Annotated in this window: 13 protein-coding genes; 1 reads left to right on the top strand and 12 read right to left on the bottom strand. The window is 62.1% G+C overall.

From position 1 onward, the window contains the following. Nucleotides 1–41: 41 nt before the first annotated feature. The gene (gene mnmA, locus AQUI_RS0118320; RefSeq protein ID WP_027258792.1) at nucleotides 42–1187 is read left to right on the top strand and encodes a tRNA 2-thiouridine(34) synthase MnmA; all 1146 of its coding nucleotides are present in this window, start codon (nucleotides 42–44) and stop codon (nucleotides 1185–1187) included. A 236-nt stretch (nucleotides 1188–1423) separates the two neighbouring features. Here the strand turns inward: mnmA and lpxB are convergent, their stop codons facing one another. From lpxB to frr, 12 genes are all read right to left on the bottom strand, one after another. After that, nucleotides 1424–2590 (bottom strand): lipid-A-disaccharide synthase, encoded by a 1167-nt coding sequence (gene lpxB, locus AQUI_RS0118315; RefSeq protein ID WP_027258791.1) that lies wholly within the window; start codon nucleotides 2588–2590, stop codon nucleotides 1424–1426. Further along, a complete protein-coding gene (locus tag AQUI_RS0118310) occupies nucleotides 2587–3375 on the bottom strand; it encodes an LpxI family protein (protein ID WP_027258790.1) in 789 nt (262 codons plus the stop codon). Before AQUI_RS0118310 ends, lpxB begins: the two co-directional genes overlap by 4 nt. A gap of 4 nt (nucleotides 3376–3379) precedes the next feature. Continuing rightward, nucleotides 3380–4165: an acyl-ACP--UDP-N-acetylglucosamine O-acyltransferase gene (gene lpxA / locus AQUI_RS0118305; RefSeq protein ID WP_027258789.1), complete on the bottom strand. Its 786-nt coding sequence runs from the start codon at nucleotides 4163–4165 to the stop codon at nucleotides 3380–3382. Nucleotide 4166: 1 nt separating this feature from the next. Next, the gene (fabZ, locus tag AQUI_RS0118300; protein ID WP_027258788.1) at nucleotides 4167–4637 is read right to left on the bottom strand and encodes a 3-hydroxyacyl-ACP dehydratase FabZ; all 471 of its coding nucleotides are present in this window, start codon (nucleotides 4635–4637) and stop codon (nucleotides 4167–4169) included. Nucleotides 4638–4712: 75 nt separating this feature from the next. Next, on the bottom strand, nucleotides 4713–5327 hold the full coding sequence (locus tag AQUI_RS0118295; RefSeq protein ID WP_027258787.1) for an OmpH/Skp family outer membrane protein: 615 nt from the start codon (nucleotides 5325–5327) through the stop codon (nucleotides 4713–4715). Nucleotides 5328–5331: 4 nt separating this feature from the next. Next, nucleotides 5332–7740 (bottom strand): outer membrane protein assembly factor BamA, encoded by a 2409-nt coding sequence (gene bamA, locus AQUI_RS0118290; protein ID WP_027258786.1) that lies wholly within the window; start codon nucleotides 7738–7740, stop codon nucleotides 5332–5334. Nucleotides 7741–7866: 126 nt separating this feature from the next. Next, on the bottom strand, nucleotides 7867–7992 hold the full coding sequence (locus AQUI_RS32035) for a nucleolar protein 16 (RefSeq protein ID WP_245596942.1): 126 nt from the start codon (nucleotides 7990–7992) through the stop codon (nucleotides 7867–7869). A gap of 128 nt (nucleotides 7993–8120) precedes the next feature. After that, the gene (gene rseP / locus AQUI_RS0118280) at nucleotides 8121–9470 is read right to left on the bottom strand and encodes an RIP metalloprotease RseP (RefSeq protein ID WP_027258785.1); all 1350 of its coding nucleotides are present in this window, start codon (nucleotides 9468–9470) and stop codon (nucleotides 8121–8123) included. Nucleotides 9471–9474: 4 nt separating this feature from the next. Then, complete coding sequence (gene dxr, locus AQUI_RS0118275) at nucleotides 9475–10647, bottom strand: 1-deoxy-D-xylulose-5-phosphate reductoisomerase (protein WP_027258784.1); 1173 nt, start codon at nucleotides 10645–10647, stop codon at nucleotides 9475–9477. A 16-nt stretch (nucleotides 10648–10663) separates the two neighbouring features. After that, complete coding sequence (locus tag AQUI_RS0118270) at nucleotides 10664–11440, bottom strand: phosphatidate cytidylyltransferase (RefSeq protein WP_027258783.1); 777 nt, start codon at nucleotides 11438–11440, stop codon at nucleotides 10664–10666. After that, nucleotides 11437–12195, bottom strand: a complete 759-nt coding sequence (locus tag AQUI_RS0118265; RefSeq protein WP_027258782.1) for an undecaprenyl pyrophosphate synthase — start codon at nucleotides 12193–12195, stop codon at nucleotides 11437–11439. Before AQUI_RS0118265 ends, AQUI_RS0118270 begins: the two co-directional genes overlap by 4 nt. A gap of 8 nt (nucleotides 12196–12203) precedes the next feature. Beyond that, nucleotides 12204–12767 (bottom strand): ribosome recycling factor, encoded by a 564-nt coding sequence (frr, locus tag AQUI_RS0118260; protein ID WP_027258781.1) that lies wholly within the window; start codon nucleotides 12765–12767, stop codon nucleotides 12204–12206. Nucleotides 12768–12893: the final 126 nt, after the last annotated feature.

Below are 12893 nucleotides of genomic sequence, written 5' to 3'. Positions count from 1 at the left end.
TATTCTGCGGCGCCTGCCCCCTTGCCTTCAGGAGCTGCCCCATGGCGCTGGACCACGACTCAAAACTCAACTCGCTCGGCTTTGCCAAACCGCCCTCGGAAACCCGGGTGGTGGTGGCTATGTCGGGCGGCGTCGACAGCTCTGTTGTTGCTGCATACTTGGCCGATCAGGGCTATGACGTGGTCGGCGTGACGCTGCAGCTCTATGATCACGGCGCTGCGCTGGCCAAGAAGGGCGCCTGCTGCGCCGGCATCGATATCCACGACGCACGACGGGTGGCCGAGGAACGCGGCTTCCCGCATTACGTCCTGGATTATGAGAACATTTTTAAGGATGCGGTGATTGACGAGTTCGCCGACAGTTATCTGGCCGGTGCAACCCCGGTGCCCTGCATCCGCTGCAATGAGCGCGTGAAGTTCAAGGACCTGCTGGAGACTGCCAAGGATCTGGAGGCCGACTGCATGGCCACCGGTCATTACATCCAGCGCATGATGGGGGCGAACGGGCCGGAGCTGCACTCGGCTGAGGATGCAAACCGCGACCAGAGCTATTTTCTGTTCTCCACAACGCCGGAACAACTGGATTATCTGCGCTTTCCACTGGGTCATCTGCCCTCCAAGGACGCAACGCGGGAGATGGCAGCGCAATACGGGCTGGCCGTGGCTGACAAACCGGATAGTCAGGACATTTGTTTTGTGCCGGACGGAAACTATGCTGGGGTGATCGAAAAACTGCGCCCCGGCGCCGCTGAACCGGGTGACATCGTGCATTCCGACGGCCGGGTGCTGGGCCGCCATGACGGAGTCCTGCACTATACCATCGGCCAGCGCCGCGGCTTGGGCATCGGCGGGCTTTCCGAGCCGCTGTATGTGGTGAAGCTGGACGTAGACAAGAAGCAAGTAGTTGTCGGCCCCAAGGAGCTGCTGGCCACCCGCACCATCCCGGTGCGCGAAATCAACTGGCTTGGGGATGACCCTTTCACCTCTCGCAAGGAATGGCACGTGAAGGTCAAGGTCCGGTCCACCCGCCCGCCTCGGGAGGCGATCATCCGGCCGCTGTCGGACACAACCGCCGAGGTGGAATTGCTGACGCCGGAAGAAGGCGTCTCTCCCGGTCAGGCCTGCGTGTTTTATGCAAATGAAGGCTCCCGCATCTTTGGCGGCGGCTGGATCTGGCGCGGCTACTGAGGCGCGCTGCCGGCCAATTGCGCCTTCCTTGCCCCGGCAATCCTTGTAAAAAATCCAACAGCGCCTGAGGCAGGTCCTGCCCTCAGGCGCTTCTCCGCAGAATCAAATCCACCGCATCATGCTGCCGGTCCGCAAATGTTTTGCTGTGCTTGGGCGGCACGCCCCGCGCGGAGGCGCAGCGCCCGCGCTACCGAAAGCCGCGCGGCGGAGGCGTCAGTCTCCGGCGCGCCTTGGCCTTACATCTGGGGGAGACGGTCCATGACAGCCCGCGCCGCCCGCAGGCCGGGCTCTTCACCGCCCTTGCCAAGACATTGCATGGTCACCTCCATGGCCTCCAATTGCGCGTCGGGATCTGCTGCCACCGCGGCCAGCCGGGCTGCGATGTTTTCCGGCGTGCACTCCGGCCCCAGGCATTCGGGCACCACGCGGGTATCGCTCACCAGGTTGACCAGCGTCACGGTGTCAATCAGTGCCATACGCTTCATTATCTGCCAGGTCAGCCATTGGAACTTGTAGGCAATCACCATCGGAGTTGCCGTGGCAGCCAGTTCCAGCGACACCGTGCCGGAGGCGGCCAGCGCCAGATCCGCCGCAGCAAAGGCGGCGCGTTTGTGGGCCTTGGCCGTGGCAGGATTAAATTTGTTCGGGTCGATCAGGACAGTGCCCTCGGGCCAGCCTTGCAAAGCCTCCACAACCAGCCCTGCAACCGATGCGGCGGCAGGGACAACCACCTGATAGTCCGGATGCGTTTTTGAAAACCGTTTCAGGGCCGCCCCGAAGTCCGGCGCCAGCCGCGACACTTCCGAGCGCCGTGAGCCGGGCAGCGCCAGAACAAACGGTGCGCGTCCCAAGCCAAACTCCGCGCGAAAGGCTGCTATCTCCGCTTCCGTGGCTTGCGGTTCCGCCACCACCGGATGCCCCACAAAGTCGCAGTCCATCCCTGCGGCTTCCATATATGGCGGCTCAAACGGCAAGAGTGCTAGAACATGGTCGATGACTTGCGCCATCTTCTCCGCCCGCTTTGGCCGCCAGGCCCAGACCGAGGGCGCCACGTAGTGCACGGTACGGATATTGCTGCGGTCTTTGACCAGCCGGGCCACCCGCAGGGAAAAGTCCGGGCTGTCGATGGTAATCACCACATCCGGCCTGGTTTCCAGAACCGCATCCGCCGTTTCCCGGATCCGGCGCTTCAGGTGGCGGTACTTAGGCAGCACCTCGGCCAGCCCCATAACCGACAGCTCATCCATCGGAAACCGTGAGGCCAGCCCCTGCTCCGCCATCAGCGCACCGCCAATGCCGTCAAAGCTGACGTCCGGTTCCAGCTGCTTCAGCCCGGCCATCAAAGCCCCGCCCAGACGGTCGCCCGAAGGCTCCCCTGCCAGAATGAAAACCCGAAGGCTCATCCCACACGCAACCACAGGAACAGGCCCAGACGGTCGCAGGCCGCAATCACCGCATCCTGGTTCAGCACGATCACGCCGCCGGCTTCCAGCACAATGCCAGACAGCCCCGCCTTGGCGGCGGCCTCCACTGTCCCGGCGCCGATAGTGGGAAGGTCAGCACGGCGGTCCTGCGCCGGCTTTGGTGCCTTGAACAGCAAACCGCCCTGCCCGTCCGGACGCTGCAGCAATGAGGCCAGCATCCAGTCGGTGCCAAAGATGTTTTCAACCGCGATTGCCTGCCGCTTGCGCACGGCGCAGGACTGGCCGATGTCCGCTGCACACATGGCGGCAACAATCTCGGCACCCCGCGCAGCATCCGCCTTGTCCAATTCGCCCGGCTGCACCTTGGTCGGCACGCCTTCGGACATCAACAAGTCCGGTGCCACTTCATGCGCGGCACGCACTGTGAACCCGGCCTGTTCGAAAATGCCGATAATGGCCCGCAAAGCCCCGTCATCGCCAGCAGCCAGCGCTGCCTGCAGCACCGGAACCAGCGGCATCGTGGCGGCATCAATGGCCGAAGGGTCGATACTGGGGCGGCGCACCGCGCCCGCCATGCAGATCTCGGTGACCTCGGCAGCTTTCAGGCGCTCCAGAAAGGACCCCAGCTGTTCGAACCGGAAGGTGACTTCCGCGTCCACGGCATCGGGCTCGGACCCTGCCATGGCGCAAACCAACGGCCTGCCCGCGACACGGGACAGCACTTCAGCCGGCAGCCCGCCGGTACCTGCGATAACAGCCAGCATAACGTCAGCCCCCCGGTGTCAGGAAAGAACGGTCGCTGCCGCCGGTGATAAAGGCGACAATCCGCTGCACGTATTCACTGTCAGCCTCATCCCCCAGCCGCTTTGCACGCTCCTGAAAGGTGCCCTCGCCCTGGGCCAGCATCTGAAACGCGGCACGCAGGGCGGTGATGTCACTGCGGGCGACACCGCGGCGTTTGAGGCCGACCAGGTTCAACCCGTCCAGCTCGCCCCGTTGCGCCTGCACCAGGCCATAGGGGATCACGTCATTGGTCACCATGGTCACTGCGCCGATGATGGCGCCGCGGCCGATGCGCACCCATTGATGGATGCCCGACAGGCCGCCGATGATAACGTCATCCTCCAGCACGCAATGGCCCGCCACCGCGGCGGAGTTCACTACAATCACCCGATCGCCGACCTGGGCGTCATGGGCGATGTGGCAGCCTGCCATGAACAGGCCGTCGTCGCCGATACGGGTCACGCCGCCGCCGCCGTCAGTGCCGGCATTAACCGTCACATGCTCGCGGATGCGGTTGCGCTTGCCGATCACGGTCTTGCACTTCTCGCCCTTAAACTTCAGGTCCTGCGGGATCTCGCCCAGCACCGAAAAAGAGAAGACAACGGTTTCGTCGCCGATCTCGGTGTCGCCTGTGACCACCACATGGGATTTCAGAACAACCCGGTCCCCCAGCACAGCATCAGGCCCAACCAGGCAGAACGGGCCGATCTCGCAGTCTTCTCCGATTTTGGCACCGTCTTCAATAATGGCGCTGGGGTGGATGCTGCTCATGTCAGGCGCCCTCGACCTGGCGGTCGACCATCGCGGTGAATTCGGCTTCTGCGGCCACTTCGCCGTCCACCGTGGCGCGCCCCAGAAACTTGAAGATCTTACCGCCCGGTTTGCCGCGCAGCGTCTCCACATTCATTTCCAGCACATCGCCGGGCACCACCTTGCGGCGGAATTTGCATTTGTCGATATTCATGAAATAGATCAGCAAATCGGTATCGACCATGTCCATGCCAACGCCCAGCATCACACCCGCGGTCTGCGCCATCGCCTCAACGATGGTGACACCTGGCATGATCGGCGTGCCCGGGAAATGGCCCTGGAAATGCGGCTCGTTCATGGTGACATTCTTGATGCCGCGGGCCGATCTGTAGCTGTCGATATCGACCACCTTGTCGACCAGCAGGAACGGGTAGCGGTGCGGCAGGATCCGCTGGATCAGTTGAATGTCAGCATTTTGCAGCTCGGTGGTCATGCGTGGTTTCCCATTATCGTCAATTATGCTGCGCCGTCCCTAGCAAGCAGAGGGCACTTGGGCAAGTTCGCACGCTCAGCGCTCACTCTCCTCATCTGTTGCGCCATCGCCAAGAACTTCGTCTATCCGGCCGATTGCCAGGCTGGTGATATCGGCGGCATTGGCGCTCAGAAAGACCGAAGCATGGTCCAGAATCGCCCCTGCGCCGGTCTCCCGCATGATCTGCTGCAGCACCGGCAGTGAAGCGGCGATGAATTCCCGCCGGGCATCCTCGCCCATCTGGTTGATTTCACGCAGCTTCTGGTCCTGGCGGCGCCGGGTTTCCTGCACTTTCTGGTCAAAAGCATCAGCCAGGGCGCGGAAGGCGTCCGGCGCCATGTCGCTGCGGCGTTCAGTCAGTTCCAGTTCCTCAGCGCGCAGTTCAGCCTCGATGCGGCGGTTTTCCGCGGTCAGCACCGCGCCCTCGGCCTCAATCTCACGCTCCACCCGTTTGCCAAAGGCGCTTTCGGAAAACAGCCGGTCAGGCTGGATGGTGAGGATGCCGCTTTGCGGCAGTCCCAGCTGAAATTCCGCTCCCGCATTGGGGGCCGGTGAGGCCGGCTCCTGCGCCAGGGCTGGCGCCGTTCCGGCCCCGGACAGCGCTATGGCAACTCCAAGCGCTGCCCAATAACTGGGCGCAGTCCGCCGCACCAGATCAGAACCGCGCCTGCAAGGTCAGGTCGAAACTCTGTTCCTGGTCAAAGTCCTCTTTCTGGAGGGCCTTGGAGAAGTTGAAGCGCAGCGGGCCGATCCCGGTGGTCCACAGCAGGGAAACGCCAACGACGTGGCGGAAGGATCTGCTGGAACCCACGACACCGTTGCCGCTGGTGCCAGAAGTATCAACGTTCTGCGTTCCCCAAAGGCTGCCAACATCATAGAACAGGGCGCCGCGCATCCCCAATTCTTCGGGCAGACCCAGTGGGAATTCCGCATCAAAGCGGGCCACCGCATAATAGTTGCCGCCTAGGAAGTCATTGTAGCTGCCGCTGCCTGGTGCGCCGTCGGATTGATCCCGCGGGCCGATGCCGCCGGGCTCAAAGCCGCGCATAACCGACGGCGTCAGAACAAAACGGTCAATCGAACGGCTGGAACCGCTGCCTTCCCATTGGAACGAACCAGCCTCGATGGTCGCACGGATCGTGACTTCCTCGTTCAGAATTTGCTTTTGCGCCACAATCTTCGTTGTGGTCTTGAAGTATTCAGAATCTCCGCCCAGCCCTGCATAGTCAGCACCGATTTCAACCAGGAACCCGGCAGTCGGATCCAGGCCCGTCAATCGGCTGTCATAGCGATAGGTGAAGCCGATGGCACTGGACGAACGCTCACCCTGATTGATTTCGTTTTGAATAACTGGGCTGGCCAGGAAAGTGGTTGTGTCGTCATCCTCGCTATCGCTGAACAGCATCTCATCCGCATCCCACGTATAGCGGACCTGAAGCGAAGTATCCTCGCCTGTGTTGAAGGTCAGTGCAGGCTGGAAGAAAATCCGTTTGGTGCGGTATTCCGAGAAACTGGAGTCGGTTTCATTCAGACCCAGGTCCAGATCAAACCTAAGATCCCGCCCCAAGAGGTAAGGTTCGGTAAAGCCCAGCACATAGGAATCCGATTCCGTCGCTGTGGCGATATTGAAAGACAACCGCTGACCGCGGCCCAGGAAGTTGTTCTCGGACAGGCCGACGCTGACCCCGAAACCATCCGTGACCGAGTACGCGCCGCCAAGGTTCAGGGACCCGGTCGGCTGTTCCTCGACGTCGACGTCGATAATCACCTGATCGGACGAGCTGCCCTCGCGGGTTTCCACATCAGCATTGGCGAAGAAGCCAAGCGCCCGGATACGCTCTGCACTGTTGCGGATAGACCGCGGGTTGAAGGGGTCGCCTTCCACCGAGCGGAATTGCTGGCGGACCACCCGGTCCAGCGTGGTGGTATTGCCTTCGATATCGATGCGTTCGACAAACACCCGCGGGCCGCGGCGCAATACGAATTCGATATCCAAGGTCAGGTCCCGCTCATTACGGGTGACCCGCGGCTCGACCCGCAGAAAATCGATCTCACTACGGACAGCCAGCCCCTCCATCCGGTCGATTGCATTCTCGACCAGTGTCGGGGAATAGACCACACCGGGCTTGATCTTCAGAGTGGAGCTGAACAGGTCGGCATCCGCTTCCGGCATTTCGCTGGTGACCGAGATATTGCCGAACTTGAATTGCTGGCCTTCGGTCACATCAACAACCAGAAAGACCGCATCCCGCTCCCGGGTGACTTCAGCATTGGAGCTGTTCACCCGGAAATCCACATAGCCGCGCGACAGGTAGAAATCCCGCAGCACCTGCTTGTCGAATTCCAACCGGTCCTCGATCAACGTGTCCGAGTTGATGAAGGCCCGCAAAAAGCCAGCCTGTTTAGTCTGCAAGACCCGGCGCAGGCGGCGGTCGGAATAGACCCGGTTGCCGGTGAAGGAGACCCGCTCCACCTCAATGGTGTCACCTTCGGAAATCTCAAAAACCAAGTCGACCCGGTTGTTGTTGCGGCGGATGATACGCGGAGTCACGCTGGATGCCAGACGGCCCTGAACACTGTAGGCCTCGGCAATCGCTGCGGCATCGCGCTCAGCCTGCGAGGGGCTGAACACCCGCCGCGGCGCGGATTCGATAATTTGGTCCAGGGAATCGTCCTTGAGGCGGCGGTTGCCCTCAAAGCTGATCTGATTGATGGTCGGGAATTCGGTGACTTTGATCACCAGCGTATTGCCGCGCGGAACCAACTCCACTGTTTCAAATACGCCACTGTCAAGAATGCGCTGATAGGCGTCGTTCAGCTCGCCAGCGCTGACAGTCTGACCGCGTTCGATCCCGGTATAGGCAACAACAGTGGACGTCTGGATCCGCTGATTGCCCTCAACCTGGACCGTATTGAAGCGGAAACTTTGCGCCTCAGCCGGCAGCGGAGACAATGCATAACCCAGCGCAACCGCCAGAGAAATAGCCGAAACTTTACGGTACAAGATGTTGATGCCCGACTTGCGCTCACCACAGGACTTGCCTGCGACTTTCCCCCAAACCATTTTTCAGAACCCGATTATTATAGCAGCTTTGGGATGTGCGTACCGGGTTTGAATGCGCTTGTCAAAACCAACAAAGCGCATTCTGGCAGCAACCGGCACGGCAGGCTTGCGCGCCGGTTGCAGGAATCACAATGCGGCGAGCCAGGCGCCGGCGGTCAATGCGCCCAGGACGGCAAAACCTGTCAGCGCGCGGTCCCAGTTCAGCCGGACCAACAGGCCCAGGCCGCGGTAAGATTGCGAGAGTGTCTGCATCGGTCGTCCCCCAGTTATCGTCCACCCGTCCGCAAAGCACCTCTCTGGCACAGTCTGCGGATTGATAAAAAGTTAACGGGAAAATGTGGCAGCACTTGGGCGGCAAAATGGCCGCCCAAAGTCATCGTTCAGCAGAACAGATCATTGCCAAGCGCAAACACCATCAGCGACAGCACAATGGCGATGCCAAGCGACATCAGCACCCGCACGGCCCGGTCGCTGGGCGGACGGCCTGCAACCGCCTCATAGGCATAAAACATCAAATGGCCGCCATCCAGCGCGGGTACAGGGAACAGGTTCAACAGGCCCACAGCCGTCGACAGCACCGCAATGAACCGGATAAAGCTCTCCGCCCCCTGGCTGGCCATCGCGCCTGAAGTTTCAGCAATGCCGATCGGCCCTGACAGGTTGCAGGTGCTGATGGCGCCGGTGATCATATGCTTCAGCCCCGACAACGAGGTCTCCACAACCGCCCAAACCTGATAGGTGCCCGCCGCCAAAGAAGCGCCGAATCCAGCGGATTCTGTTGCCGGCTCGAAGGCCAGGCCGCCAATGATGCCGATCCGCCAGCGGGTGGCAAAGCCGCCATCCGGCTGCGGCTCATCGGTGCGGCGCGGCGCCAGGGCCATTTCGACCTGCTCGCCATTGCGCCAGACGTCCAGCACCAGAACTTTGCCGTCGGCCGCTTCGACATGCGTCTTCAGCTGGTCAAAGGACACAACCGGCGCGCCGTTCATTGCCAGGATCACGTCTTCCGGCTGCAGGCCGGCATCCGCGGCAGCGCTGCGCGGCACCACACCGCGCACATAGGGCGGGTAAAGATACGGTCCGCTGACGCTGATTTCACTGCCGCCTCGGCGCACTTGATAGTCCAGCGGCTGCTCTTGCGGCAGGGCTTCGCGGAAAGCCTCCCAGGCATCGGGATCCAGATAGCTTGGCACTGCCAGCCCGCCTGCCGCAATCAGCTCATCCCCTTCCTGCAGGCCGTTCTCGACCCCCGGCAGCGGCGCCAGCGCGCCAATGGTCAGCGGGTCGCGCATGATGCCTTGGGACATGGCAACAGCGGTAAAGATGATCGCCGACATCACAAAGTTGAACACCGGGCCGGCCGCCACAGTTGCGGTCCGGGCCCACAGAGGGGCGCCATGCATGGTCCGGCGCAGGGCAGCGGGATCGTCTGCAGCGGCTTGCATCGCCTGGTCATCCTTGCCCGAGGCCGCATCGGCATCGCCAAGGAATTTCACATAACCGCCGAACGGCAGCGCTGCGACCTGCCAGCGGGTGCCGTGCTTGTCCACCCGGCTCCACAACACCGGGCCGAACCCCAGCGAGAACACCTCGGCGTGGATCCCCGACCAGCGGCCAACGATGTAGTGGCCGTATTCATGCACTGCCACAATCACCGACAGGGCGATGACAAAGCTGGCAATCGTGTAAAGGAAGCCGCCAAACTGCGGGACAAAAGCAAGTACGTCCAAAGATCTACCCTATGCGTTCTTCTGCGGCGCGTGCCGCCTGTTGCCGGGCGAGATGGTCAACCCGGGTCACGTTATCAAGTGTCATTGCGGCATCAATGAGGTCACGTTCCGCTGACATGCGCTCTAGCGCGGTCTCGGTGACAGCCGCCATATCGGTAAACCGGATGCGGCCTGCGATGAAGTCATCCAGCGCCTGTTCCTTAGCCGCGTTGAAGGCTGCGCCCATCATACCGCCGCGTTCCATTACCTCATAGGCCAGGTGCAGTGCCGGATAGCGGGCCGGGTCCGGAGCACGGAAGTTCAGCTGGCCGATACGGGCCAGGTCCAGCCGTTCCACCGGCAGATCCTGGCGTTCCGGCCAATGCAGCGCGTAACCGATGGCGTGCCGCATGTCCGGCGCGCCCAGATGCGCCATCAGCGCACCGTCATTGAAGCCAACCAGCGCGTGGACCAGAGATTCGGGGTGCACCAGCACCTCGATCTGTTCAGGCCGAACACCGAAGTATTCCCGCGTTTCAATGACTTCCAATGCCTTATTAAACATCGACGCGCTGTCGATAGTGATCCGCTGACCCATATCCCAATTGGGATGCGAAGACGCCTGTGCCAGGCTTGCATCGGGCAAATCTTCCAGCGGCCAATCGCGGAATGCCCCGCCAGAGGCGGTGATGATGATCCGCTCAACCGCATCAATGTCTTCGCCCGCAAGCCCCTGGAACACCGCCGAATGCTCGCTGTCTACCGGCAACAGCCGGGCGCCGTATTGCCCGGCAGTCTCCAGCAACAACGCGCCCGCACAGACAAGCGATTCCTTGTTGGCCAGCGCCAGTGTGGTGCCGTGTTTCAGCGCCTCCAGCCCCGGCGCAAGGCCCGCCGCGCCAACGATGGCCGACATAATCCAATCCGCAGGCCGCGCGGCAGCCTCCACCAGCGCCGCCTGCCCTGCTGCAGCCTCGACACCGGTGCCTGCCAGCGCCGCGCGCAGATCCGGCAACCGGTCTTCATAGGCAGTGACCGCGACATCAGCCCGCAATGCGGCGGCGTCCGCGGCCAGCCGTGCGATATTGGCGCCGCCGGTCAGCGCCACCACGTCATAAGCGTCCGGCGCGCGGCGGATCAGATCGATAGTGTTCTGGCCGATTGAGCCCGTCGCACCGAAAATCGAGACTTTCCGCATAGTTTTTCCTGTCTGGTTATCCCCAGAGGGCGGTCACGGCCAAGAGCATCGCCGCGGCCCCCAGCATCCCGTCGAACCGGTCGAACAGCCCGCCATGGCCGGGAATCAACCCGCTGGAATCCTTGACGCCCATCTTCCGCTTCAGTGCGCTTTCGGCTACGTCGCCGGCCTGACTGGCCATCGACAGCAGCACCGAAAGCACCACAATGCCATAACCCAGCCCCATCTGCCCGGCAAAGACCGCGCCCACAATGGCAGCCGCCAGCCAGCCCGCAGCAGTGCCGCTCCAGGTTTTCTTGGGGCTAACGCGCGGCCAGAACTTTGGCCCGCCGATCGCCTTGCCCGCAAAATAGCCCGCGATGTCAGTGGCCACCACAATGCAGACCAGCCACAGCATCCAAGCCATGCCCATCTGCCCGCGCAGCCAGATAAAGCCGAAACCCGCCAGCAGAATCCACAAGGTAAAGCCGGTGAAATACTGCCTCCGCGCGCTGATCTGGCTAAAACCGGCAGCCACAGGGGCCGCCAGCACTGGCAGCACCCAAAGCGCGGGCAGGAAAGACGCCAGCAGCACTGCAACAACAGAGATCGCGCCAAGCTGCAGCGCAGTGCCGCTGCGCGCGGGCTGAAGCATCCGCACCAGTTCCCACACCATACCGCCGCTGCACAGCGCAATCAGCACATCAAACACCAGCCCGCCGGCCCACACCGCATATCCGCCCGCAGCCACCATCACTACAGCGGACAGCACTCGCGGCAGCAGGTCCGCCCAACGGCCCTTGGCAGCACTCATGTTTTGACGGCCCCGAACCGGCGGTCGCGGCGGCCATAGCTGTTGCACAGCCTCGCCAGCTCCTCGCCCGAGAAGTCCGGCCATAGGGTGTCGATGAACTCATATTCCGCATAGGCCGACTGCCACAGCAGAAAGTTCGAGATCCGCGCCTCGCCGCTGGTGCGGATCACCAGATCCGGATCCGGCAGCACATGGGTGTCCAGATAACGCGGCAGAGTTTCCTCGTCGACCTTGCCGGGATCAAGCCGGCCATCTGCCACATCCTGTGCCAGCCGCTTGGTGGCACGGGCGACCTCGTCGCGGCCGCCGTAATTCAACGCGATAGTCAGCTGTGTGCCGTCGTTGCCTTCGGTCTTCTGTTCCAGCTTGTCCATCAGGTCAATCAGCTTGGCATCCAGCCGCACCCGGTCGCCGATAAAGCGCACCCGGACATTGCGCTCCGCCAAAGCGTTCATTTCTTTGGAAATATAGCGCCGGAACAGGCTCATCAGACCGGCAACCTCAGTCTGGGTGCGTTTCCAGTTCTCGGTCGAGAAAGCAAAGATAGTCAGATATTTCACGCCCAGACCCGGGCAGCACTCGACAACTTCGCGCACCCGGCGCGCCCCGGCATGGTGGCCAAACAGCCGCGGCCGCCCGCGGGCCTGGGCCCAGCGGCCATTGCCGTCCATGATGATGGCCACGTGGCGCGGGCCGGAGCCGACCGCCGGAGACTCTCCGGCGGCGCTCAATTGCGGATTTGCATCTCCTGGCATACTGCCGGTCAGACCTGCATGATTTCGGCTTGCTTGTTCTCAAGCGCCTCATCCACGGCCTTGATCATCTTGTCGGTCAGCTCCTGCACTTCGGCTTCCCAGAACTTCTGATCGTCTTCCGACATGCCGTCGGCCTTGGCCTTCTTGATCTGATCCATGCCGTCGCGGCGCACGTTGCGGATTGCAACCCGGCCATGCTCGGCATACTGACCGGCAACTTTGGTCAGCTCGCGGCGGCGTTCCTCGTTCAGCTCCGGAATCGGCAGCATGATGATGGTGCCGTTAAGCTGCGGGTTGATCCCCAGCCCGGATTCGCGGATTGCCTTTTCGACCTTGCCGACCAGGCCCTTGTCCCAAACGTTGATGGTGACCATCCGCGGCTCCGGCACGTTCACGGTGCCGACCTGGTTGATCGGCGTCATCGAGCCATAGGCATCCACCATCACCGGCTCCAGCATCGAGCCTGAGGCCCGGCCGGTGCGCAAGGACGCAAATTCAGTCCGCAGGTTCGCCATTGCGCCGTCCATACGGCGCTTCAGGTCATCGGTATCCAGTTCAAAATCATCAGACATTCTGCTCTCTCCCCTTATCTGAGGCGGTCTTCCATTGGCTCATAAGCCATTGGAAGGCTGATGTATAGCGATGTTGGCCAGGATTCGCCGCCGCCGGGATTGCATATGCCCCCATCGCGGCCTCTC

Origin of the sequence: Leisingera aquimarina DSM 24565 (assembly GCF_000473165.1) — a bacterium.
Taxonomy (GTDB): domain Bacteria; phylum Pseudomonadota; class Alphaproteobacteria; order Rhodobacterales; family Rhodobacteraceae; genus Leisingera; species Leisingera aquimarina.
The sequence above is the reverse complement of the archived record's forward strand: the minus strand, read 5'-3'. Positions and strand labels throughout refer to the sequence as shown.

Excerpts from the sequence above, each read along its gene's own strand:
- mnmA (WP_027258792.1), top strand. The coding sequence starts at position 42 with ATGGCGCTGGACCACGACTCAAAACTCAACTCGCTCGGCTTTGCCAAA.
- lpxB (WP_027258791.1), bottom strand. The coding sequence starts at position 2,590 with ATGAGCCTTCGGGTTTTCATTCTGGCAGGGGAGCCTTCGGGCGACCGT.
- AQUI_RS0118310 (WP_027258790.1), bottom strand. The coding sequence starts at position 3,375 with ATGCTGGCTGTTATCGCAGGTACCGGCGGGCTGCCGGCTGAAGTGCTG.
- lpxA (WP_027258789.1), bottom strand. The coding sequence starts at position 4,165 with ATGAGCAGCATCCACCCCAGCGCCATTATTGAAGACGGTGCCAAAATC.
- fabZ (WP_027258788.1), bottom strand. The coding sequence starts at position 4,637 with ATGACCACCGAGCTGCAAAATGCTGACATTCAACTGATCCAGCGGATC.
- bamA (WP_027258786.1), bottom strand. The coding sequence starts at position 7,740 with ATGGTTTGGGGGAAAGTCGCAGGCAAGTCCTGTGGTGAGCGCAAGTCG.
- AQUI_RS32035 (WP_245596942.1), bottom strand. The coding sequence starts at position 7,992 with ATGCAGACACTCTCGCAATCTTACCGCGGCCTGGGCCTGTTGGTCCGG.
- dxr (WP_027258784.1), bottom strand. The coding sequence starts at position 10,647 with ATGCGGAAAGTCTCGATTTTCGGTGCGACGGGCTCAATCGGCCAGAAC.
- AQUI_RS0118270 (WP_027258783.1), bottom strand. The coding sequence starts at position 11,440 with ATGAGTGCTGCCAAGGGCCGTTGGGCGGACCTGCTGCCGCGAGTGCTG.
- AQUI_RS0118265 (WP_027258782.1), bottom strand. The coding sequence starts at position 12,195 with ATGCCAGGAGATGCAAATCCGCAATTGAGCGCCGCCGGAGAGTCTCCG.
- frr (WP_027258781.1), bottom strand. The coding sequence starts at position 12,767 with ATGTCTGATGATTTTGAACTGGATACCGATGACCTGAAGCGCCGTATG.